Consider the following 22,835-nt stretch of genomic DNA (forward strand, 5'->3'; position numbering starts at 1 on the left):
CGCCGGAACAGTGTCCACAACTCGTCCGGCACCAACCGCTCCAGCAGATCCGTCATGCACGGCACAACGAGCGATCACGCCATCAGAAACGACGTCTTACTGCCCGAACGCTCGGTCGTAGAGGCTCCGCAGCTTCGGGGCGGCCTCGGCATCGCCGTAGCACACCGGCACCTTGCCGTCCTTGGCGTAGACGAGGTAGGTCTGGCCGACAGCGAACTCCTGGCCGAATGACTCCAGTTGTCCTTCGTGGGTGTTGTCGAGCCGGACGGTGGAGGCGTCTTCGCCGCGGTACCAGTGGTCCACTCGGAGAGTGATCTGGTCGCCGTCGATGGACGTCGCGGTGCCCTCGAAGGCGGTCGTGTACTGCCGCAGGGCGGTGACGTCGAGTTCGGCGCACGCTGTGGCCGGGCCGCCGCCTGTGTCCTGCTGAACGGTCAGGACCAGCGGGGCGGCCACGGCCGGAGGAGTATCGCGGGTCGCCGTGACTCCCCAGGTGATGCCGGCTCCCACCGTGAGCACAGCGGCGGCTGCTGCGGCCAGCAGCAGAGATCCCCTACAACGGCGCCCAGTGGGCGCGGGCCTGGCCAGGGGCTGGGTGAGGATGGAACGTCGGCCTCATCGCGGCCGCACTCTCCGGCTTCGGGGTGACGGGCGGCCGCCAGAGGCTGCACCGCGCCCCCGCCCGGACTAAGCCCCGAGAAGACCGCCGCCCCGGCGTAGCGGAACCACTCACATGCCCGCCCGGGCCATGGGCGGCGCGAAGATCGCCCCAGAAAGGCGTCGTAAACCGATCGGTTTTCATTTTGTCCACATCGAGTTAACCTCGCGGCATGACCACCGAAGTGAAGCCAAGTACCAGAGAGCGGCTGCTGGAAGCAGCGGCCATGCTCACCTACCGAGACGGTGTCGGCATCGGCATCGACGCCCTGTGCAAGGCAGCCGGAGTGTCGAAGCGCTCCATGTACCAGCTGTTCGAGAGCAAGGACGAACTGCTGGCGGCGAGCCTGGGGGAGCGCGCCTCTGCCTTTGCGGACGGGCTCCTGCCGACGGCGGACGACGGCCGTTCACCCCGCGAGCGGATCCTGCACGTCTTCGACCAGCTGGAGGGGCAGGCGGGTGCGCCCGACTTTCAAGGCTGTCGGTACCTGGCTGCTCAGATCGAGCTCAAAGACCAGAGCCACCCTGCGAGCCAGGTGGCCCACCGGGTCAAAGAGAATCTGACCGTCTTCTTCCGTGCCGAGGCCGAACGGGGCGGGGCGAGCCATCCCGAGCTGCTGGCCCGGCAGCTCAGCCTGGTCTTCGACGGCGCCAGCGCCCGCGCGGGGATCGGAGCCGACAATCTGACAGGGCTCGTCACGCCCACCGTGACCACCCTGCTCGATGCGGCAGGCATGCACTGACACATCCCCTTTCGAACAGGCGCCGTGACCGTGCCCTCCCCAGGCCGATGACTCCCGCCCCCGATTCCCCGCAATCGAGGGGAGCCCGGTGGCCGTAAGGGTGTTGACGGGCGTGCCGCGCGCCAGGAAGGCCGTCGCCTCGTCGACATCAGCGCCCCACAGCAGGTACGCGGTTCCCCAGGGCCTCATCCAGTCGGCCCGGACCGCTTGGCCGCATCACCCTTGACGTCGGCGGCTGGCCACGGCGCCGTAGCCCTACACCTGCAGCTGGAGCGTTCAGGCGTGCCGCAGTAGCCCTTGAGCGCGGAATCGGCGGCCGCTGTACGGATGACACTCTCGCGTCCCTCCTGTGCGCTGACCCTATTGCTGCGGCTGGCAACCTCAGCCTTGCGCTCGGAAACCGATCGGTTTACGATGATGGAAACCGGTCGGTTTCTCAATGAACCCAAGGCCTGTCCGTGGTCACGCCCCCTTCGGGCGGGCCCTGCCCGAATCACCCGTCCGCAGCAGTTCACACAAAGGGAAACTGACGAGATGCCCAGCTCAGAGCCACGTCCCACGATTCACATCCCGGGAACCACCAGCCACACCATCGCCCCGCGCGCAGGACACCGCAGCGACGAGGGGACCCTGCGCTACCTCGGAGCAGGCACCGGTGCTCCCGTGGTCCTGCTGCACACCGTGCGCACGCAGGCCGAGCACTTCCGCTCCCTCATCCCGCTGATCGCGGACCAGTACACCGTGTATGCCCTCGACCTGCCGGGGATGGGCTACTCCGAGATCGTGCCCGGTGCGTCGTACGACGAGCCGGCCATGCGCGCGGGCGTCAAGCGGCTCCTGACCGAACTCGACCTCCACGACGTGACCCTGGTCGGGGAGTCCATGGGGGCGGTGCTCGCCCTGACCACCGCGGCTGACCTGCCTGAGCGGGTCCGGCGCGTCGTCGCGGTGAACACGTACGACTTCCGCGGCGGTATCGCCCGGTCCAGTCTTCTCGCCCGTGTGGTGGTCAGCGGTGTCCTCACTCCGGGGGTGGGCCCGGTGGTCGCCGGGGTGGAGCCCAAGGCCGTCGTCCGCAGGATCCTTCAGGGCGGGCTGGTCGACAAGACCGCGCTGCGGGAGGACTACCTCGACGAACTCCTCCAGGTGGGCCGCCGCCCCGGCTACTCGACCGTCGCCAGGGCCGTGTACCAGAGCCTGCCCAGTCTCATCGCCGCCCGCTCGCGCTACCCCGAGGTCAAGGCACCCGTCCACCTCGTCTACGGAGAGAAGGACTGGTCGCGGCCATCGGACCGGCAAGCCGACAAGGAGCTGCTGCCGGCCGCCGATTTCACGCAGGTGCCGGGAGCAGGCCACTTCATCGCCTTGGAACGGCCCGACCTGCTGGCCGACCTGCTGAACGCGGTGGCGTGACGGCCCCGAGAGCGCCGTGGACACCCTCGTTCGGGGGTAGTGCGTGAGAGGGCCAGGTTCGACCATGTCACGCGAGAGTGTCTTGGCGCGAAGGAGCAGCGCGTGGCGGAGATCCAGATCGAGTTCGATGTTCCGGCTCAGATGCGTGACGGCACGGTGCTGCGCGCGGATGTCTACCGGCCCGGAGGTACGGGGCCGTGGCCGGTGTTGCTGGCTCGGCTGCCGTACGGCAAGCAGGCGCCCATGATGGGCGTCGTACTCGATCCGCTGGCGGCGGCCAGGCGCGGCTTCCTGGTGGTCATCCAGGACACCCGGGGCCGGTTCGCCTCCGACGGGGAGTGGGAGCCGTGGACGTATGAGAAGAGCGACGGCTACGACACCGTGCGGTGGGCCGCCGCCCTGCCCGGCTCGAACGGCTCCGTCGGCATGATCGGCGGCAGCTACTTCGGCAACACCCAGTGGATGGCGGCGCTGTCGAAGCCGCCGGAGCTCAAGGCGATCGCCCCGTTGATCACGTGGTCCGATCCGGAGGACGGACTGTGGACGCGCGGCGGCGCGATCGAGCTCGGCATCACCGTGCCGTGGTCGCTCATGCAGGGTGCCGACACGTTGATGCGCCGTCACCGCACTGACCTCGAAGGTCTCGTGAGCAGCATCACCGGGCTCGTGCAGGATCTGGACGGCCTGGCGAGCGGCGGCTACGGAGAGCTGCCCGCCGGGCGGTTTCCCGCGTTCGCCCGGCACGATCTGCCCGAGCTGGGCTACGAGCGGTCCCGGCGGGAGCCCCACTGGGCGCGGTCCTGCACTGTCGCGGGCCGGCACGACGAGGTCGACCTGCCCACCTTCCAGGTCGGTGGCTGGTACGACATCTTCAGTCAGGGCACGCTCGACAACTTCACCGCCATGCGCAGCGCCGGCCGGTCCGCCACGCTCATCATGGGCCCGTGGACCCACACCAACTGGCAGCACGTGGTCGGTGACGTCAACTTCGGGTTCGGCGCGCACTCCGAGTTCATGGGCATGCGGGGACGCGTGCACGACATGCAGTTCGACTGGTTCGCGCGCACGCTCGGCGAGGACGGAGCGGCCCCGGAGCCGGACACGGGCACGGTGCTGCTGTTCGTCATGGGCGTCAACCAGTGGCGTGAGGAGACGGAATGGCCCCTGTCGCGGGCCGTGGACACGGACTTCCACCTGCGTGCGGGCGGACGCCTGACGCGGGAGCCGGCGTCCACCGCCGAGCAGGCTGAGGAGTTCACCTACGACCCGATGGATCCGGTGCCCACCACCGGCGGCGCGCTCTTGATGACCGACGGCTTCCGTCCCGGACCGCTGGACCAGACGGCCGTGGAGGCGCGTGAGGACGTCCTGGTCTTCACCACCGAACCGCTCGCCGAGGACCTGGAGGTGACCGGCCGGGTCCGGGCGCTGCTCTTCGCCGCCACGGACGGAGTCTCGACCGACTGGGTGGCGCGCCTGTGCGACGTCGACGAGAACGGTGTCTCCCGCAATGTGGCCGATGGCATCGTGCGGGTGCGCTCGGTGACACCGGGCGAGGCGGCCGAGCACGTCGTGGACCTGTGGTCGACCAGCATCGTCTTCCGGGCGGGTCACCGGATACGGGTGCAGGTGACCTCCAGCAACTTCCCGCGCTGGGACCGCAACCTCAACACGGGCGAACCCGAGGAGAGCGCGACCACGGCCCGAGTGGCCCGCCAGCAGGTCTTCCACGACCCCGCACGCCCCTCCCGCATCGTCCTGCCCGTGGTGCCTCCAGTCTGACCGGGAGCGATGGGGGAGCCGCCGATCCGTTGCTCCGGTGGGCAAGGGCGCCGAAGTAGCCATGTCGGCTCGGTCGAAGGGCGGCAGGCATCCTGCGGCGGAGGCGATGACCTCCCACGGGCGCCTGCCCCTCGGCAAACGCCGCGGTGAGGATTCCTCGGTCAGCAGACCGACCAGGTTCCGCTCGACCGGCCTGCGATGACGCGGCCGGATCCGGAGGGGCGGCCATCCGGTCGAGTACGGCACCGAGATTCTGGGCCAAGGGGGCACGAGTGACCCGCCTGCTCGATCTGAGGCCAGAGTTGGCCACCGAACTCCAACTGCTGGTCAACCACCCGCTACGCCGGCCACGATCCACTTCATCGACGCCCTGCCCACGACCCCCAGCGGCAAGACCGCAGCGCTACCCGTTGCGCAACCGCCGGCGCACCGAACTCGCCGCCCCGGAGCCACGTCGACCCGCATGGAACCTCTGCTCGTCGAGCAACGCGGCACCGTCCGGTGGCAGGGTGCGCAGTCTCAGCGTTGGAGGCCGGCGGCGGTCAGTCCGGCGTTGCCCCGCGCCGATGACCACCGCGTCGAATTCCGTCGTCGTGGTTAATTTTCGGCGGCCTCTCGGGCGATCTGCTCGAACTGGGCGCCCATGGCCTCGCCGAGCGCCTGGGCGGCGGAGAGCGGGCGCACCATCACCGTGAACTCGTCGATCTTCCCGTCGTCGTCGAAGTGCAGGAAGTCGCATCCCTGGAGCTGCTTGCCGGCGACAGTGGCGGTGAAGACGAAGGCGTGATCGCGGCCGTCGGGATTGGCGATCTCACGGATGTAGGTGAAGTCCTCGAAGACCCGGAGCACGCCGCGCAGGATCGCCGCGGTGATCGCCTTGCCCGGGTACGGCCTGAAGGTGACGGGGCTGGTGAAGACGACGTCGTCGGCCAGCAGAGCGGCCACGGCGTCCAGGTCGCCGCTCTCGACGGCCTTGCGGAAGGGATGCATGAGCCCACCTCTGATACTCAGCAACTTGAATAGGTGTGATTGAGAGTAGAGGGCCCCTTAGGGCTTGTACACAAGGAAGGGGTGACTTTTAGTCACGTTGTTGATTAATCTGCTAGCGTGCATCCATGGCTTTGCGGAACGCGGTGATGGCCGCGCTGTTGGAGGGCGAGGCGTCCGGGTATGACCTCGCCAAGGCGTTCGACGCGACGGTCGCCAACTTCTGGATGTCGACGCCTCAGCAGCTTTACCGGGAGCTGGATCGCATGGAGGCCGAAGGGCTCGTCACGGCCCGCGTCGTCGAGCAGAAGCGCCGCCCCAACAAGCGACTGTTCTCCTTGACGGAGGCCGGGCGGAAGGCCGTCCACGCCTACACCGCCGAGCCCTTGGGTAAACCGGCGGTGATCCGGGACGAGTTGCTTGTCAAGGTGCAGTGCCTGGACGAGGGTGACGTGGAAGCGGTCCGGACCGCCATCACCGAGCGCATGGAGTGGGCCACCGCCAAGCTGGCCCGCTACGAGCGGCTCCGGCAGCGCCTGCTCGACGGGCGCTCCGAGGAGGCGTACTTCGCCGAGGCCGAGCGCATCGGCCCGTACCTCACCCTGCTGCGCGGGATGTCGTTCGAGCGGGAGAACCTCCAGTGGGGGGACATGGCGCTACGCAGGCTCGAACAGCGCACGGCCGCGCTCCGGTCCGACGGCTGACCGCGGCGGTCCCACACGCACCGTTAGTCAACAAAGTTAGTATCTGGACGGGTCGTGAGCAGCCCGGCCTCTCAGGGGTCGTCGGTCCGTGTCCGAGCGAGGACCGGCTGCGGTTCCTTGTAGGGGGCTTGCGATGCAGTCCCTTGCGCTCGTAGAACCGGATCACGCCGAAGCCGAAGAGGCACGCGACCGCGAGTCCCATGCCCAGGTTCACCCAGGGTCGGGGCAGTCCGGCGTCGCCCTGGGCGTCGTCGCAAGCCAGAGCATCACACCGCTGGGGAGGTGTCCCCAGCGGACGTGGCCACCGGAAGCAGCGCCGGCCGCTTGGCCTGGCGGCCGTCGCCGGAGGAGCGGCCACGCAGGCGGCGGCCTACCCAAGGGCCGAGGAAGGTGCCGGCCCAGCGCGCGTCGGCACCCACGGTCCTCCAGACCGAGATGTCTGTCCCCTCGGCCGGAAGGGGAAGGGTCCACTTGTCGTCGCTGCCCGGCAGACCGAGCGCCTGGGCCACGGCAGCCGCGATGCGCGCGTGTCCCAGCGGGCCGGCGTGCAGCCGGTCAGCACTCCACAACCGCGGATCGGTCGCCGCCGCGTGCGCGGCCGTCTCCGCCACCACCACGCCGTGGCGGTCGGCGGCCTCCCGGATGCGCGCGTTGAGTGCGAGAACACGGTGACCGATCGGGCGGGCCAACGGCGTGATACGCCCGACGTCGGGAAACATGAGGGTCGCGACGGTGGCGCCCTGCGCGGTGAGGGCGGCGAACATCGCCTCCACGTGGCCGGCCACCTCGTCGAGGTCGCAGCCCGGGCGCAACACGTCGTTGACCCCGGCCACCACGGTGGCGAGGTCGGGCCGCATCGCGAGAGCCGGAGCCAGCTGCTCGGCGCGCACCTGACCGGCCTTGCGGCCGCGCACCGCGAGGTTGGCGTAGAGCAGGCCGGGGCTGTGGTGGGCGACCTGCTCGGCGAGCCGGTCCGCCCAGCCCCGAAGGCCACGGACGTCGTCGCCGTCCCCGAGCCCCTCGGTGTGACTGTCGCCCAGGGCGACATAGCACAGATACCCACTGCTCGACACGGGGCCGACCGCCTCTCGTCAACGCTGCTGATGGAAGTGGCACACGGCCATCGCTAAACAACGACAGCCCCAGCAGGTCGCTAACTGGATCATGTGGAATCCCGAGCGACTGCACCTTGAAGAGCAGCTGCAACTCACTGATGTACTTCTGCGCTGCCCGGAGTTGAATGCGGTGCGCGGCCACGTGCACACCTTCGCCCAAATGGTCCGCGACCTTGCTGGCGACCGCCTGCCGGCGTGGATGGATGCCGTCCACGCCGATGACCTGCCCACGTTGCATGCCTTCGCCGATGGACTGCAGCGTGACCACGACGCCGTCATGGCTGGTCTGACGCCTCCTTGGAGCAGCGGCCCAGTCGAAGGACACGTCAACCGCATCAAGGTGCTCAAGCGACAGATGTACGGCCGGGCGGGCTTCGCACTACTCCGCAAACGGGTCCTCCTGGCCTGACCGATATAACGCAACGTCACCTCGTCACGGAAATCTTGACTGAGCCTCTCGATAACGTCGCACCGCTCCCGCACCTGGGCACCCGGAGGGAGCACGCCTGTGGTCCGGTTCAACGGCGCCTCCCGAGGCCGCATTTCGATGGCTGCGCTGGTGTGCTTCAGGGCTGGCGGACGCAGCCGCTTGATCTACCGGCCCCGCATCCAGGGCCATCACCGAGGGGCCCATCGCGGTTTCACCTGGCAGGACTACCGTGATCTTCTCGGGCGGGCGCACCTTCGGTTCGGCGGTCCTGTCGTGGTGATCTGGGACAATCTGAATGTTCATCGCTGCAGTCGATTACGTGAGTACGCGCCCGGCCAAGACGAGGGCATCCAGGTTCGCCACTGGACCTCCTGGCATCGCCACCTCACCCTGGCGATGCTTGCGCTGGCCTTCCTCGCCGCCGTCGCCGTCAGCGCGAAGCCCGTCCGGAACACCGACCCGAACCGTTCAGTGCGCAGCAACGACCTGATCGACCTGACCGTCCCGGAGATCCGCCACCTCATCGCACTGGACTAGCTGCGGAGATGTGTCGTCTCCAGAGTCGCTCGGGCTGCCGTCAGCGCCGGGTGGGTCTGTTGCGCGACGCGGTGGAAGGTTTCCTGGGCGGGGCGGGCCGGCCAGGCCGGGGGAAGGTGGCGGGCCGGGAGTCTCGGGTCCGTGCGGATGGTCCGGAGCCAGTCGCTCACCAGGCGGAGCCGGGTGCCGATCGGGTCGTGGTCGGTGCCGTTTCCCAGGTGGGCGCTCCAGCGCTTGTCGAAGGCGACATAGCGGGCGGCGATGGACTCCAGGTCCCAGGTGTCGCAGATCATCTGCTCGATGTCGGTCACCTCGGCGGCCTGGGCGTGGAAGATCTTGACGTGGGCCGTGAGACCGAGGTCGGTGACCACCCTGGAGACGTCCACGTGCCCGGGGGCGATCCACAGGCCGCTGTACAGCGCGCCGAATCCGGACCAGGTGAGCCGTGAGCGCAGGTCGTGGCGCTGGCGTTTCCAGGAGTCGGGCAGGGAGAAGCCGAGCAGGGTCCAGGAGCCGTCCCAGTCGTCGTTGACGGCGCCCTGCTTCCAGATGCGGGTGCGGCCGTCGATCAGGACGCGGCCGGCCTGCGGGGTCAGGCCGAAGAACATCTTGCGGCCCTCGCGCTGACGCTGGAGCAGGCCTCGGTTGACCATGCGGGTGAGGGTGGAGCGTACGGCCTGTTCGCCCACGCCCACGCGGCCCAGGACGTCGATGATGCTGCCCGAGTAGACGCCCAGGTCCCCCTCCTCCAGGACGTGGTTGCCGAAGAAGGTGAGCATGAGCGACTGCGGGCGCGGCTGCGGCCCCTCCGTGGTGTCCAGGATGTCGTCGTCCTCCACGGGGGCAAGGGTACGACCGCCCGCCGACCGTGCGGCAGGCGGTCGTACGAGGTCACCGGCGGTCGGCGGGGTGGGCAAGGTCGTAGGGGCGGAGGTAGGGAGTGGGACGGTACGTGATGTAACGGGTGGGGGTGGTGGGGTCGGCCGCGGTGGCGCGGGCGTTGAGCGACGCCGGGTCGGTGCCCTGCCAGCTGCCGGTGGTCAGGCGGTCCTCCAGGGTGTGGAGGGCGGCCAGTTGTTCGGCGGGGCTGAACGTGCAGTGGCCGGCGTTGTCGACGTAGGCCTGGCGGAGGAGGGGGGCGGAGCCGGCGGCCGTCACCGCTCGGCGCAGGGCGCTTTCCGTCTGGACGGGAACCAGGGGGTCGCCGACGGTGTGGATGGAGAGCTGGGGCTTGGCCAGCTTGCCGGTGAAGCTGCTGGTGGTGCCCATCCAGGCGACGGCGGCCGGGTCCGCGGTGACGCGCGGGGCCTGGTTGAGGGCGGCGAGGTCCTTGGTCAGGGAGAGGCCCGCCTTCTTGTACAGCGCGGTGACCTCCTTGCGGACGGAGGACTTCCCGAGCAGCCGTGCGTAGTCGACGCCGGTGTTCCAGGACATGTTGCCGCCTGCCCGCACCTCGGCCTCGTGGCGGCGGTTGAAGGCGGCGATCTTCAGCAGGCCCTTGACGGCGTCGTACTGGTTGACCTGCTGGGCGTCCCAGTCGTTCGCGGCGGGGCGGGTCTGGGTGGGCGAGTTCCAGACCGGGATGTTGTGCAGGGCCGCGGCGAGGGCGATACGGGCCCGGCCCTCGGCCGTGGACTGGGCGGAGTCGACCTTGGCGGTGAGGGTGTTCGCCGCGTCGGTGGCCGCCTCCTGGCTGGGGAGGTTCACCAGCGGGACGTCGGAGCCCAGGAGCGTCTTGAGGGCGAACACCGGGTCGAGGGTGTTGTTCCAGTTGGCCACGCCACCATGGACCAGGCCGCACATGGAGAGCGAGCCGTCGATCTCGTCTGGGGCGCGCTCGGCTATCGCGGTGGTGACCAGGCCTCCGTACGACCGTCCCCACGCGATGGTGCGGGAGGCCTGGCCGAAGCGGGTGGTGAAGGCCTTCAGGGTGGCCAGCTGGTCGGGAACCGCGTCGGTGACCGCCCAGCCGGTGCTGGCGTACGAGGAGCCGATGAGGGCGTAACCCTGCTGGAGGAGAAGGGCCTTGGTGGGGGCGTCCGGGGCGTCCTGGGCGGGGTTGGCGGGGCCGGCGTTGTAACCGTGGCTGAAGAGGAGGACGGTGCCGTTCCAGGTGGCCGGGACGTCCATCATGTACGTGGCCCCGGAGGGGAGCCTGCCGTCCACGTGGGTGGGGTCCGCGTCCGCCGCCGTGGCCGCGGGTGCGGTGGTGAGGGTGAGCAGGAGGGCTGCCGTGCAAGCGATGCGGGTGCCGTGCCTCATGCGGTGATCTCCTCGGTGTGGTGGGGGGTGGTGGGGAGTTCGGGGGTGGGCTCGTCGCCGAGCGAGGTACGGCTCGTCTCGCGGACGAACCACACCGTCAGCGCGGTGATCAGCGAGCCGCCGCACAGCAGGAGGGCGACGGGGGTGCCGTTGCCGCTGCTCGCGACCAGGCTGCCGGCGATCAACGGGAGAATCCGGCGCCCACGAGGGTCGCGCCCTGGTAGCCGAGGGAGGCGCCGGTGTAGCGGACCCGGGTGCCGAACATCTCGCTGAACAGGGCTCCCAGCGGGCCGTACATCAGCGACTGGGAGATGCCGTGGCCGATGACGACGGCCAGGATCAGGGCTCCCGACGACCTGGAGTCGACCAGCGCGAGGACGGGGAAGGCGGTGGCCGCGGACAGGATCGCGCCGGTGAGGACGACCGGGCGGCGGCCGATCCGGTCGGAGAGCGCGGACGCGCAGGGCAGGACCACCAGGGCGACCGCGGCCGAGACGGTGAGCGCGGTGAGCCCCTGCGGGCGGGGACAGCCGATGCCGGTGGCGTACGCGATCAGGTAACTGGTCAGCAGGGACTGGGCGGTGAAGGCGCCGATGCCGACGCAGCAGGCCAGCAGCACGGGCTTCGGACGGCGCAGGACGTCGAGGATGGGGAGCCTCGACTGGGCGCGGTCCTTCTTCACCTCGGCGAACAGCGGACTCTCGACCACCTTGAGGCGGACGAACAGGCCGACGCCGAGCAGCAACACGCTCAGCAGGAACGGCACGCGCCAGCCCCAGGCCGCGAACTGGTCCTTGGGGAGGGTGGAGACCAGGGCGACCACGGAGGCGGAGATCAGGGAGCCGAGCGGGGCTCCCATCTGGGTGAAGCTCGACCACAGGCCGCAGCGGCGCTCGCCCGCGTGCTCCACGACCATCAGGGTCGCGCCGCCCCACTCACCGCCGATGGCGATGCCCTGCACCACGCGCAGGGTGATCAGCAGGACCGGGGCCCAGACACCGGCGGTGTCGTACGTGGGCAGCACGCCGATGAGAAAGCTGGCACCGCCCATCAGGCCCATCGTGAGCAGCAGCATGTTCTTGCGGCCGAGGCGGTCGCCGAAGTGGCCGAAGACGATGCCGCCGATCGGACGGGCCACGTATCCGGCGGCGAAGGTGCCGAACGCGGCGATCGTGCCCACGGCGGGGTCGGCGCCGGGGAGGAACAGTTCGCCGAACACGAGTGCGGCGACCGTGCCGTAGACGAGGAAGTCGTAGAACTCGACGGCGGTGCCGAGCATGCCGGAGAGGGCGACTCGGCGGAGTTGGAGGGTGCGTTCTGGCGCGGTGGGGGCCGGAGGAATCGCGCTCTCCCTTGAGCGGGGGAAGGACACCATGAAATTAGGCTGCCTGATGACTACCGTCAAGAAAGTGCACAACATTAGCGGCGGCATGCGGGGAGAATGTGATGCGTGCCACTGGAACTCACTGATCCCCAAAGGCAGTTGCGAGCGTGACCACAGATGTGCGAACCCGGATACGCGCCAGGGATCCGGACGCCCTTCGCGGAGCTCTACGACGAGTGCGCTCGCTCGGTGTGCAACCACGCCTTTCCAGCTGACCGACGCCGGTTCGCTGCGGCCCTGGCTGCTCGGCATCGCCATGAACGTCTCGCTCCCACGGGCGCGGCAACCGGCGGTACCGGGCAGCCGCGGACGAGGCGGCCGGGACGGGTGTCGCTGAGGTCGCCGACCACGCGGAGGAGATCGCCGGGCGGCTGGACGACCGGCGCCGGACCGTCATCTGCCCTTTGTGGAGCGGCGTCTGCCGGCGGGCCGCCACCAGTTCCCCAAGGAGCAGATGACGGCCCGGATCCGCCAAGACCTGCGTACGACCACTGGCACACCCCGCCGCAACCCGTTCCCACGCCGGGCGGTCGTCCTGCTGCCCGCGCCGGCCTGCGCCCTGGCCGACGCGGTCATGGGCGACCTCGCTCTGACCGGCCGTGACGGGAACTCCCTGACCACACGGCCCGCCCTGACGCCCCGGATCGGCACCGCCGACGGCCGGGGCGGCGACCGGCTGCTCGACTTCCTGCTCGTGGCCCGGCCGACCCCGTCGGCAGCGAAGGAACTGCGGGCGAGTGTCCGGTCGGTGGAACGCCGGCGGTTCAACGACGAAGTGCCGGGCGTATGCTCGCGGCCTCAGCGCCAGTCGGGTACGCCGGAGACGGGCGGCAGGCGGGTTTCGATCTTCGCTCGTATCTCCTGCATCACGGAGATGACGCGGGCCTCGTGTTCCCTGGTCAACCGGGCCACCGGCACCGAGCAACTGATGGCGTCGGTGGCCGGTGTGTCGTACCGCAGGGCGAAGCCGAAGCCGGCGATACCGGGCACCGTCTCCTCGCGGTCGATGGAGTAGCCGCGCTCGCGCACCTGGGACAGGTCGGCGAGCAGTGCGGCACCGTCGGTGTGCGTGTTCTTCGTGAGGGTGGTCAACAGCCCGTCCGTAAAGGGCAGTTCGTCGTCGGCGCGCTCGGCGAGCAACGCCTTGCCCAGCGCGCCCGCATGGGCCGGGACGCGACGGCCGACCCGGCTGATGGTGCGCAGGTACTCGTGGGACTCGCGGGTGGCGAGGTAGACGACGTCCGTGCCGTCGAGTCGTGCCATGTGGATCGTCTCGCCGAGCGCGTCCGACGCCTCGTCGAGGTACGGGCGGACCAGGCGGATGCGCCGGTCGCCGTCGAGATAGCTGGTGCCGGTGAGCAGCGCGCGGATGCCGATGCCGTAGAGGGAGCCGGTGGCATCGGTGCGGACCCAGCCGTATTCGACGAGGGTCTGGAGCAGCTGGTACATGCTGCTGCGCGGCACACCAAGCTCCTCCGCGAGCTGATCCAGGCGCGAGGGCTGCTCACCCCGCTCGGCGAGGAGTTCCAGCAGCACGACGGCCCGGGCCGCTGACTTCACCCCGCGAACGCCTCTCGTCTCTGACATGCGCTCATCGTAGATCCGCGTCTATTCGTGTCCGCTCACCCATTGACCCATCGGGTTCATGGTTCTAGCCTCCATCTGCATACATAGACAGCATCTGCATACAGGGACAGGCGACAGGCATGACAGCAATCAGCACCGAGGCAGCAGGGGTCGTCCAGCGGCTCCGTGAGGGAATGGCGAGCGGGGTACTGTCCTTCCCCCTCACGAGCTTCCGGGACGACGGCCGCCTCGACCTGGACGCCTACCGGGCATACCTGGCCGACCGGGTGGACAGCGCACCCGGCGCGGTGTTCCCGGCCTGCGGGACCGGGGAGTTCTTCTCGCTGGACGAAGACGAGTACCGGGCCGTCGTGCGGACCACGGTCGAGATCGCCGACGGGCGGCTGCCGGTGGTCGCGGGCATCGGCTACGGCTGGGCACAGGCGCTGCGCTTCGCCCGTATCGCGGAGGAAGCCGGTGCGGACGCCGCGCTGGTACTCCCTCACTACCTGGTCGGTGCCCCACAGGACGGTCTGGTGGAGCAGCTGCGCCACATCGCCGACGGCACCCGGCTGCCACTCATCGCGTACCAGCGCGGTCAGGTCGCCTTCACCGCCGACAGTCTGCGCCGGATCGCGCACATCCCCACCGTCATCGGTCTGAAGGACGGACAGTGCGACCTGGACCGGCTCCAGCGCCTCACACTGGCCGCGCCCGACGGCTTCCTCTTCTTCAACGGCGCCTCTACCGCCGAGATCCAGGCCCGTGCCTACGCCACCGTCGGCGTGCCCGCCTACTCGTCGGCCGTCCACGCCTTCGCACCCGAGATCGCGAACGCCTTCTTCGCCGCTCTGCGGGACGGGGACGACGCGGGCGTGACCAAACTCCTGCGCGAGTTCTACGTCCCGCTGGTCGAACTGCGCGACCGGGTGCCGGGCTACGCCGTCTCCCTGGTCAAGGCCGCCGCCAGGCTGCGTGGCCTGCCGGTCGGCCCGGTGCGCGCCCCGCTCACCGATCCTGGCCCGGTCGACCTTGCCGATCTGGAGAAGGTGCTGGACCACGGTCTGAGCCTGGTCGGCGCCGTACGACGACCTGCTTGACGAGCCCGGTCACCTCCCGCGCCCGTCCACCTCCCGGCTCTGCCACGCGCCAGTGCCGTCTGCCTTCCGAGACGTGCGGCCGTTCTCGCCGTACGCCGATCGGGCCGCCCGGAGCCGACGGGGCGTCCGCCTGCCCAGCCAACAGTTCAAAGGGGAACTGTCATGCCCATGCTCGTAGTCGGGATCAGTGTTCTGATTCTGCTGCTCCTCATGACCAAGCTGAAAGTCAACGGCTTCGCGGCCCTCCTGCTCGTGGCGGTCGGCGTAGCACTGGTCCGGGGAATCCCGGTGGCGACCATCCCGGACGTCCTCTCCGAAGGCATCGGGGGCCAGATCGGCGACACCATGCTCACCATCGGACTAGGTGCCATGGTCGGCCGCATCATGGGGGACTCGGGCGCCGCTCAGCGTATAGCCGGCAAGCTCCTGGACGCTTTCGGCCCCCGTGGGGTTCAGGTGGCCATGGTGGTCACATCCATGCTGATCGGCGTGACCATGTTCTACGAGGTCGCGTTCGTCATCGTGGTGCCCATAGCCTTCACCCTGGTCAGGGTCACCGGAACGAAGCTGCTGTGGGTCGGCCTGCCGATGTCCATCGCCCTGTCCACCATGCACAGCTTCCTGCCGCCGCACCCCGGCCCCACCGCGGTCGCCGCGACCTTCCACGCCTCCGTCGGGCTCACGTTGTTCTACGGCCTGTTCATAGCCGTTCCCGCCGGTGCGCTCATCGCCCTGACCTGGCCCCGTCTTCCATTCATCAAGGCGATGAACCCTTCCATCCCCAAGGGACTGGTCGGCGAGCGCGAGTTCACCGACGAGGAGATGCCCGGGCTGGGGTGGTCGCTGTTCGTGGCGCTCTTCCCCGTGGTGCTGATCGTGGCCGCCGCCGTGACCGACATGGCCACCTCCACCGAGAGTCCGCTCCTGCACACCGTCGCCTTCATCGGCTCGGCCCCGATCGCGTTGCTGCTGACCCTTTGCCTGGCGGCGTGGGCGTTCGGACCGCGGATCGGCCGCAGCCTGGACGACGTCAGCGCCTCCTGCACCTCAGCGGCCAAGGCGATGGCAATGATCCTTCTGGTGATCGGCGCCGGCGGGGCCTTCAAGAACGTCCTCGTCGAAGGCGGGATCTCCGACTACATCAAGGACGCCACGGACGGCTGGTCCATCTCGCCGATCATCCTTGCCTGGCTCGTCGCCGTCATCCTCCGCATCGCGCTCGGCTCGGCGACGGTCGCCGTCGTCACGGCCTCCGGCGTGGTGCTGCCGCTCCTGGCGGGCAGCGGGGTCCACCCGGAGATCATGGTGCTCGCCGTCGCCTGCGGTTCCATCGCGTGCTCCCACGTCAACGACCCTGGATTCTGGCTGTTCAAGGAGTACTTCAACCTCTCCGTCGTCGAGGCGATCAAGGTCCGCACCACCTACACGACGGTGCTCGCCGTGCTCGGCCTGGGCGGCGTCCTGGCGGCCGAGTGGGCCCTCGACATCCTCAGCCTTTGAACCGGAACCCTCTGAACCGGAACCCTCTGAACCGGAAACCTCTGATCACCCGCACCGTCTCACCCGCAGAAGGACACCCGATGAGTATCGGACAGCCGACCGTCACGGCGCTCTCCGTCTACCCGGTCGCAGGCCGGGACAGCATGGAGCTGAACCTCTCCGGCGCCCACGGCCCCTACTTCACCCGCAACATCGTCGTCCTCACCGACTCCGAGGGACGCACCGGACTGGGCGAAGTACCCGGTGGGGAGAAGATCACGCAGACGCTGCGCGACGCCGAACCGCTGGTCGTCGGGGCGAAGGTGGGCGACTACAAGCGCGTCCTGCGCGAGATCGGCGACCGGTTCGCCGACCGCGACACCGGCGGACGGGGCGCCCAGACCTTCGACCTGCGCACCACCGTCCACACGGTCACCGCCATCGAGTCCGCCCTGCTCGACTTGCTCGGGCAGCACCTCGACGTGCCCGTCGCGGCGCTCCTGGGCGACGGGCAACAGCGCGATTCCGTACGGGTGCTGGGCTACCTCTTCTACGTGGGTAACCCAGACCGGACCGACCTGGAGTACGTCCGGGAACCCGACTCCCCCGTTGAGTGGTACCGGGTCCGGCACGAGGAGGCCCTGACGCCCGAGGCGATCGTCCGTCAGGCCGAGGCGGCCTACGGCCACTACGGATTCCGGGACTTCAAGCTCAAGGGGGGCGTCCTCAATGGCGCCGAGGAGGTCGCGGCCGTACGAGCTCTCAAGGACCGCTTCCCCGAGGCCCGCATCACCCTCGACCCGAACGGCGCGTGGTCACTGAGCGAGGCGATCGAACTGTGCCGGCCGCTGGTCGGCACGCTCGCCTACGCCGAGGACCCCTGCGGAGCCGAGGACGGCTACTCCGGACGGGAGATCCTCGCCGAGTTCCGCCGCGCCACCGGCCTTCCCACCGCGACCAACATGATCGCCACCGACTGGCGTCAGATGACCCACGCTCTGGCCCTCCAGTCGGTCTCCATCCCGCTGGCCGACCCACACTTCTGGACCATGCAGGGCTCTGTCCGGGTGGCGCAGCTGTGCAACGCGATGGGACTGACCTGGGGCTGCCACTCCAACAACCACTTCGACATCTCCCTGGCCATGGTGACCCACTGCGGCGCCGCGGCCCCCGGCGAGTACAACGCCCTGGACACCCACTGGATATGGCAGGAAGGGCTGGAACGCCTCACCACCGCCCCACCGCTCATCACCGGTGGTGAGATCGCGGTTCCGGACGCGCCGGGGCTGGGCGTCCACCTCGACATGGACCGGCTCCTCGCAGCCCACGATCTCTACCAGGAAAAGGGGTTGGGGGGCCGCGACGACGCAGTCACGATGCAATACCTCATTCCTGACTGGAAGTTCGACAGTAGGCGCCCCTGCCTGGTTCGGTAGGCGACTGTCCGTGGACCCGCCTTCGTTCGGTCCTGATGAGAGCACCGTCCTCTAACGGAGCAGCATCGCAGATCAGGGGCGATTGCAAGGGCCATCCCGTCCATTGCGGCGGTGTGCAGGGGGCCGTCCGGGCCGCGGTGCGCTGGAGAGGCACCCGTCGATGCTTTGATTCCGGCACTCCCGCCTGTCACACGGCCGCTCCGAAGGAGCCGGTTCCGGTGCGGTGGCTGACGGCAGCGGCCGGCGTCACCCACACCACGCCGGGGCGGTGGCGGGTTAGGGACGGTGGCCGGACCTCTCGTCAGCGTCTCCGACGGCACCTCCCGGGCCCGGCCGGCCCCAGGTCGGCCGTTCCTCATCCGTTCGCCAAGGGGCAACAGTCATGCCGGGCCCGGAGGCCAGCAGCCCTCTTTCAGGACCGCGAAGAAAGTGACCGGGCACCGCAGGGCCTGGCGGGAGGGGTGACCGACTCGCAGCCCGTCGAGGCGTACGCGCGTCGTCGGCTGCGCCAGCGACACACCTGCGCCTGCGGACGATCGTCCACTCCCGTCCTGCCGCCGCCCGAGGGCGAGTTCGGCCTGGATGCGGCCGACCTCCTCACCAGGTTCTTCCACTCGACGGCCAACGGCAGCCCAAAGCGGCGGGCGGTCTCAACTTCCGGAGCGGGCCCCGCCAGGCTCGGCCTCCGACCGTCACTCCAGGCCCGGCTCACGCTTCGAGGTGTTGAGCAGCGTTGCGTGAAGGGACAGCCGCTGGAAGCGCCTCGATGGCCAGTGGCTTGCCGGAATTTCCGGTCCGCTGCTCGCGGGCCGGGTGCAGAGAAGGCGTGAGATCCCCCGCTGCGTGAGCGTCGGCCCGGTCGGCAGCAACTGCAGATGAGCAGGGAAACCCGACGAGCTTGCGTGACGCCGCGCCTGACGCCCCATGGAGAGAAGCGCTTCGACGCGCACCCTTTCGAACTCGATTGAGGTTCCATGCGGATCAGCCCGTTCTCTCCGTCGTCAGGTTGCGCTAGGCTCCCGCAACGTGTCGAAGCGCTTCGACGATGACGTCTTCGACATGGGGAAGGACTTTCGACTCAATGGAGAGTTCTATGCCGAGTTCAACCGGTTTCACTCGTCGCCAGGTCATGACGACCTCCGCGGCCCTCGCCGCCACGGCGTTGTCCATCCCGACGGCCGCCCAGGCCGCTGCCCGGTCCACTGCTTCCGCCGCGTCGGCGTCCGCGCTGGACGTAGTCGCAAACATGCAGCCCGGCTGGAATCTGGGCAACAGCTTCGAGGCCATCGGCGCCGACGAGACGGCGTGGGGCAACCCGCGGGTGACCCAGGCGTTTTTCCGCAGGCTGAAGGCGCAGGGCTTCAGAAGCATCCGGATCCCGGTGACCTGGGGCCAGCACGAGGGTTCGGCTCCGACCTATACCCTTGACCCGGTGTTCCTGGCCAGGATCAAGCAGGTGGTCGACTGGGCCTTGGCCGACGGTTTTTACGTTCTGATCAACATGCACGGCGACGCGTGGCAGTGGGTGCCGAACATGCCGACCCAGCATGACGCGGTCCTGGCCCAGTACACGGCCACCTGGCAGCAGATCGCGGCCACCTTCCGGGACGAGCCGCGCCGACTGCTTTTCGAGAGCATCAACGAGCCCTTCTTCACCGGCAGCTCCGGCGATCAGCAGAACGCCGTTCTGATGAACGAGCTCAACACGACATTCCACTCCGTCGTGCGCGCGACCGGCGGAGGCAATGCCGACCGCCTGCTCGTCATGCCGACCCTCGGGGACACCCCGGATCAGCCCAAGATCGACACCCTGCTCGCCACCTTCTCCGCGCTCGACGACCCCAACCTCGTGGCCTCGATCCACTACTACAGCTTCTGGCCCTTCAGCGTGAACCTCGCCGGCTACACGACCTTCAACGCGACCACCCAGCAGGACCTGACCGACACGTTCGACCTGCTGCACAGGGCCTTCGTGGCCAAGGGGATCCCGGTCGTCGTCGGTGAGTACGGGCTGCTCGGCTGGGACTCCGGCCCCGGCACGGTCGAACAGGGCGAGACGCTCAAGTACCTTGAGTATCTCGGCTACTACGCGCGCCACCGGGGCTTGACCACGATGCTGTGGGACAACGGCAGTCGCTTCAACCGCCGCACCCTGCAATGGAACGACCCGAGCCTCTATGCGCAGATACGGTCCAGCTGGACCGGGCGCTCCGGCACCGCGTCCACCGATCAGCTCTTCGTTCCCAAGGGCAAGACCCAAACGGACGCGACGATCACGTTGAACCTCAACGGCACCAGGCTGCTGAGGATCGATGTCGGCACCCGCCCCCTGATCCGGGGCGTGGACTACACCGTCAGCGGCAACACGCTGACGATCGCAGCGGCGACGCTCAGCCGGCTGACCGCGTCGCAGGAGTACGGCACGAATGCCGTCCTGTCCCTCCGGTTCACCGACGGAATTCCCTGGACCGTCAACGTCATCACCTATGACAAGCCGGTCCTGACGAGCGCGACGGGTACGACAGCCTCACTGGTGATACCCACCGCGTTCAACGGCGACAAGTTGGCGACCATGGAAGCCGTCTACGCCGACGGCACCGCCGCCGGTCCGCAGTCCTGGACGACGTACCAGCAGTTCAATGTGGCCTTCACACCGGACTACACCGCAGGCACGATCACCTTGCCGACCGCGTTCTTCGACGGTGTCACCGACAACACCACCGTGACCCTCACCTTCCACTTCTGGAGCGGGGCGATCCTGACGTACACGCTGACCAGGTCCGGCACCGCGGTCACGGGCACCTCTGCCTGAAAAACGGGTCCACCAGGAATGCGGCGATATCACACGTGGTGAGTTCGGCACGTCTCTTGTAGCAGGTCAGGGCGGCGGCGAGGCCAAGGAAGACGAGGAGGTGGCTGCCTTTTCGTTCGTACCGAATGGTGAGGCGGCGGAGCCGAACAGCCAGGAGACCGCTCGATCTCCCAGCGGTGCCGCCAGAGCTGTTCGGAGGACTCGATGCCCGGCCGAACGATCCGGGCGACGATGCCGCGTTCCCGCAGCCAGGAAAGGACGTCGGCGGAGTGGTAAATCCGCGTTCGTCCGCTTGCCTGCCTCCTTGGCTCGCGCGTCCGCCTGGATGCAGGTGAGTCCCTCGGCGGACAGCCGCGGGTCGTCCTTCGGGGCCGCCGTGGAACTTCGACCAGATGGGGCCGGGACTGGAGCAGCGCGGGTCAGGAGCGGCAAGGTGCCCTGGTGGTGCTTCGTATGACGAGGTGTGGTGTGACGACGACTTCTCGTTCGTCGTCCGCCGCCCCACCCTCCAGCCGGGCGACGGCCCGGCTCACAGCCCGGCGCGCCAGCTGGCGCGCTTCTTGCCCGACCGTGGTGAGTTGGACATGGGCGAGGCGGGCGAGGTGGCTGTCGTCGAATCCGACGACCGAGATCTCGTCGGGCACAGGGATACGGGCGCGCAGGAAGGTGTCGAGGACGCCGATGGCGCAGTGGTCGTTGAAGGCGAGGACGGCGGTGGGGCGGGCCGCCTCGGCGAGGAGTGTTCGTGCGGCTGCCGCGCCATGGTCCTCGGTCAGCCCGCCCGGCACGAGGCGGACGCGGTCGGTGAGGCCGTGGTGCTGCATGGCCGACTTGTAGCCGCGGCGCCGGTCGGCCGCGCCCGGCGCCCTGCCCCCGTCGATGTGGGCGATGTCGCGGTGGCCCAGTGCCACGAGGTGGTCGACCGCCTGGCGGGCGCCCTCGTCGTCGGCCGCGCGGACGACGTCGACGCCGTCGGCCAGCGGACGCAGCCGGCGGGCTACGGAGACGACGGGAAGCTGCGCCGCGAGTTCTGCCAGCCGGGCCGCCGGGGCATGGGGGCTGAGCAGGATCAGCGCCTCGCAGCGGTCGGCGAGCAGCATCTCCACCGCCTCCTGTTCGCTGCGGCTCGCAGCGACGGCGCTGAGCGCGATCTGGTAGCCGGCCGCCCCCGCCGCGGCGTAGAGCGCCTCAACCATGTCGGCGTGGAAGGGCTGTCGCAGGTCGAACTGCACTCCCACCAGGTGCGAGCGGCTGCTGCGCAGGAGGCGGGCCCTGCTGTCCGGCCGGTAGCCGATCTCCTGCGCGGCCCGCAGCACCCGCTCGCGACTCGCCGCGCTGGGCCCCTTGGCACCGCGCATGACCATGGAGGCAAGCGGCACGGAGACACCCGCCCGCGCCGCGAGGTCGCTGAGCGTCGGCCGCTTTCCGTCCGGGACGGCAGAGCGCGATGGCACCGTCGGCCTTCCTGATCGAGGGTCTTCTCCGAGGTGATCGTAGACCGAGCCAAGCAGGACACGCACTGGTCACCGTTGTTACAACGTTATAAATCAAATGTCCGCACAAACCCTTGACAGGCTGCCCGGCGCCTGGCGTACTGCTCCTGTTTTCTTAGAACGTTATAAGTCTGGAGCTGCGATGTACACGTTGGCGGTCTGTGCCGAGATGGTCTACCGCGACCTGCCGATCGAGGAGCGGGCCCGGCGCATCCACGAGGCCGGCTTCCAGGTGGAGATCTGGGACTGGACCCGGCACGACCTGGACGCACTGGCCCAGACCCCCGCCGAGTTCTCCTCGATGACCGGCTACATCCGCGGCACCCTGACCGACCCGGACGGCGCAGCCGAACTCCTGCGCACAGCCGGGGAATCGATCAAGGCCGCCGAGCATCTCGGCTGCCCCCGGCTCAACCTGCACGGCACCGGCCTGGACGGCGAGGGCCTGCCCGTGGTGCCGGTGACCGGCGAGGCCACCGGCGACATGTGGATCACCGCCCACCGCACGCTCACCCGCCTGGCCGAACTGGGTGAGAGCGCGGGCGTCACCTTCACCTTGGAGAACCTCAACACCGCCGTCGACCACCCCGGCGTCCCGTTCGCGCGGGCCGCCGACACCTACGCCCTGGTCGCGGCAGTCGATCGGCCCGGTCTGCGGATGAATCTGGACCTGTACCACGCCCAGATCGGCGAGGGAAACCTCATCGAACTGATCCGCCGCGCGCACGGCGCCGGCCTGATCGGAGAGATCCAGGTCGCCGACGTGCCCGGCCGCTGCGAACCCGGCACCGGAGAGATCAACTATCCGGCCGTCGCCCGCGCCCTCACCGACCTCGGCTACGACGGCACGGTCGCCCTGGAGGCATGGCCCTCCGGCGACAGTCACACCGCCATGGAGCGGTTCCGCGCCGCGTTCACCCTCTGATCCCACCCCG

At 69.1% G+C, this 22,835-nt stretch carries 16 protein-coding genes and 4 pseudogenes; 12 read left to right on the top strand and 8 right to left on the bottom strand.

Annotated features, from left to right (window positions below; all coding sequences use genetic code 11):
- Nucleotides 1–96: 96 nt before the first annotated feature.
- The gene (locus IO24_RS0116990; RefSeq protein ID WP_157851260.1) at nucleotides 97–519 is read right to left on the bottom strand and encodes a hypothetical protein; all 423 of its coding nucleotides are present in this window, start codon (nucleotides 517–519) and stop codon (nucleotides 97–99) included.
- 311 nt (nucleotides 520–830) lie between these two features.
- Between IO24_RS0116990 and IO24_RS0116995 the strand changes: the two genes are divergently transcribed.
- The 3 genes from IO24_RS0116995 to IO24_RS0117005 all read left to right on the top strand — a co-directional run bounded on the left by IO24_RS0116995 (nucleotide 831) and on the right by IO24_RS0117005 (nucleotide 4,595).
- Complete coding sequence (locus IO24_RS0116995) at nucleotides 831–1,400, top strand: TetR/AcrR family transcriptional regulator (protein WP_031136595.1); 570 nt, start codon at nucleotides 831–833, stop codon at nucleotides 1,398–1,400.
- A 534-nt stretch (nucleotides 1,401–1,934) separates the two neighbouring features.
- On the top strand, nucleotides 1,935–2,813 hold the full coding sequence (locus tag IO24_RS0117000; protein WP_031136596.1) for an alpha/beta fold hydrolase: 879 nt from the start codon (nucleotides 1,935–1,937) through the stop codon (nucleotides 2,811–2,813).
- A gap of 102 nt (nucleotides 2,814–2,915) precedes the next feature.
- Nucleotides 2,916–4,595: a CocE/NonD family hydrolase gene (locus tag IO24_RS0117005; protein ID WP_031136598.1), complete on the top strand. Its 1,680-nt coding sequence runs from the start codon at nucleotides 2,916–2,918 to the stop codon at nucleotides 4,593–4,595.
- 597 nt (nucleotides 4,596–5,192) lie between these two features.
- Here IO24_RS0117005 and IO24_RS0117010 read toward each other — a convergent pair.
- Nucleotides 5,193–5,585 carry a nuclear transport factor 2 family protein gene (locus tag IO24_RS0117010; protein ID WP_031136600.1) on the bottom strand — a complete coding sequence of 131 codons (393 nt, stop codon included), beginning with the start codon at nucleotides 5,583–5,585 and terminating at the stop codon, nucleotides 5,193–5,195.
- A 125-nt stretch (nucleotides 5,586–5,710) separates the two neighbouring features.
- On the opposite strand from IO24_RS0117010, the gene IO24_RS0117015 reads away from it, so the two are divergent.
- Nucleotides 5,711–6,286, top strand: coding sequence for a PadR family transcriptional regulator (locus IO24_RS0117015; RefSeq protein WP_031136601.1), 576 nt, complete (start codon nucleotides 5,711–5,713; stop codon nucleotides 6,284–6,286).
- Between the two features lie 266 nt (nucleotides 6,287–6,552).
- Here IO24_RS0117015 and IO24_RS0117020 read toward each other — a convergent pair whose 3' ends face one another.
- Nucleotides 6,553–7,359, bottom strand: a complete 807-nt coding sequence (locus tag IO24_RS0117020) for an SGNH/GDSL hydrolase family protein (RefSeq protein WP_031136603.1) — start codon at nucleotides 7,357–7,359, stop codon at nucleotides 6,553–6,555.
- A gap of 64 nt (nucleotides 7,360–7,423) precedes the next feature.
- Between IO24_RS0117020 and IO24_RS46435 the strand changes: the two are divergent.
- Nucleotides 7,424–7,810, top strand: a pseudogene (locus IO24_RS46435) (ISL3 family transposase); the annotation flags it as partial.
- A gap of 369 nt (nucleotides 7,811–8,179) precedes the next feature.
- Nucleotides 8,180–8,356 (top strand): annotated as a pseudogene (locus tag IO24_RS46440) (IS701 family transposase); the annotation flags it as partial.
- An 8-nt stretch (nucleotides 8,357–8,364) separates the two neighbouring features.
- On the opposite strand, the gene IO24_RS0117035 reads toward IO24_RS46440, so the two are convergent.
- From IO24_RS0117035 to IO24_RS40725, 3 genes and pseudogenes are all read right to left on the bottom strand, one after another.
- Entirely contained in the window at nucleotides 8,365–9,207 is an 843-nt protein-coding gene (locus IO24_RS0117035) for a PaaX family transcriptional regulator (protein ID WP_031136608.1), read from the bottom strand.
- A gap of 52 nt (nucleotides 9,208–9,259) precedes the next feature.
- A complete protein-coding gene (locus tag IO24_RS0117040) occupies nucleotides 9,260–10,630 on the bottom strand; it encodes an alpha/beta hydrolase family protein (RefSeq protein WP_031136609.1) in 1,371 nt (456 codons plus the stop codon).
- Nucleotides 10,627–12,005: pseudogene (locus IO24_RS40725) on the bottom strand (MFS transporter). The gene IO24_RS0117040 and the pseudogene IO24_RS40725 overlap by 4 nt, the downstream one beginning before the upstream one ends.
- Nucleotides 12,006–12,121: 116 nt before the next feature.
- On the opposite strand from IO24_RS40725, the pseudogene IO24_RS46445 reads away from it, so the two are divergent.
- Nucleotides 12,122–12,403, top strand: a pseudogene (locus IO24_RS46445) (RNA polymerase sigma factor); the annotation flags it as partial.
- 409 nt (nucleotides 12,404–12,812) lie between these two features.
- Here the strand turns inward: IO24_RS46445 and IO24_RS0117050 are convergent.
- Nucleotides 12,813–13,601: an IclR family transcriptional regulator gene (locus IO24_RS0117050; protein WP_031136610.1), complete on the bottom strand. Its 789-nt coding sequence runs from the start codon at nucleotides 13,599–13,601 to the stop codon at nucleotides 12,813–12,815.
- A gap of 119 nt (nucleotides 13,602–13,720) precedes the next feature.
- On the opposite strand from IO24_RS0117050, the gene IO24_RS0117055 reads away from it, so the two are divergent.
- The 4 genes from IO24_RS0117055 (at nucleotide 13,721) to IO24_RS0117070 (ending at nucleotide 20,407) form a co-directional block, all read left to right on the top strand.
- Nucleotides 13,721–14,680, top strand: a complete 960-nt coding sequence (locus IO24_RS0117055; protein WP_031136612.1) for a 5-dehydro-4-deoxyglucarate dehydratase — start codon at nucleotides 13,721–13,723, stop codon at nucleotides 14,678–14,680.
- Between the two features lie 162 nt (nucleotides 14,681–14,842).
- Nucleotides 14,843–16,180 carry a gluconate:H+ symporter gene (locus tag IO24_RS0117060; RefSeq protein ID WP_031136614.1) on the top strand — a complete coding sequence of 446 codons (1,338 nt, stop codon included), beginning with the start codon at nucleotides 14,843–14,845 and terminating at the stop codon, nucleotides 16,178–16,180.
- Nucleotides 16,181–16,266: 86 nt separating this feature from the next.
- The gene (locus IO24_RS0117065) at nucleotides 16,267–17,595 is read left to right on the top strand and encodes an enolase C-terminal domain-like protein (protein WP_037667986.1); all 1,329 of its coding nucleotides are present in this window, start codon (nucleotides 16,267–16,269) and stop codon (nucleotides 17,593–17,595) included.
- Between the two features lie 1,045 nt (nucleotides 17,596–18,640).
- The gene (locus IO24_RS0117070; protein WP_234335246.1) at nucleotides 18,641–20,407 is read left to right on the top strand and encodes a cellulase family glycosylhydrolase; all 1,767 of its coding nucleotides are present in this window, start codon (nucleotides 18,641–18,643) and stop codon (nucleotides 20,405–20,407) included.
- 419 nt (nucleotides 20,408–20,826) lie between these two features.
- Here the strand turns inward: IO24_RS0117070 and IO24_RS0117075 are convergent, their stop codons facing one another.
- Nucleotides 20,827–21,861: a LacI family DNA-binding transcriptional regulator gene (locus IO24_RS0117075; RefSeq protein ID WP_031136621.1), complete on the bottom strand. Its 1,035-nt coding sequence runs from the start codon at nucleotides 21,859–21,861 to the stop codon at nucleotides 20,827–20,829.
- 181 nt (nucleotides 21,862–22,042) lie between these two features.
- On the opposite strand from IO24_RS0117075, the gene IO24_RS0117080 reads away from it, so the two are divergent.
- Nucleotides 22,043–22,825, top strand: coding sequence for a TIM barrel protein (locus IO24_RS0117080; protein ID WP_031136623.1), 783 nt, complete (start codon nucleotides 22,043–22,045; stop codon nucleotides 22,823–22,825).
- Nucleotides 22,826–22,835: the final 10 nt, after the last annotated feature.

Source organism: Streptomyces flavovariabilis (assembly GCF_000725785.1).
Lineage (GTDB): Bacteria > Actinomycetota > Actinomycetes > Streptomycetales > Streptomycetaceae > Streptomyces > Streptomyces hawaiiensis.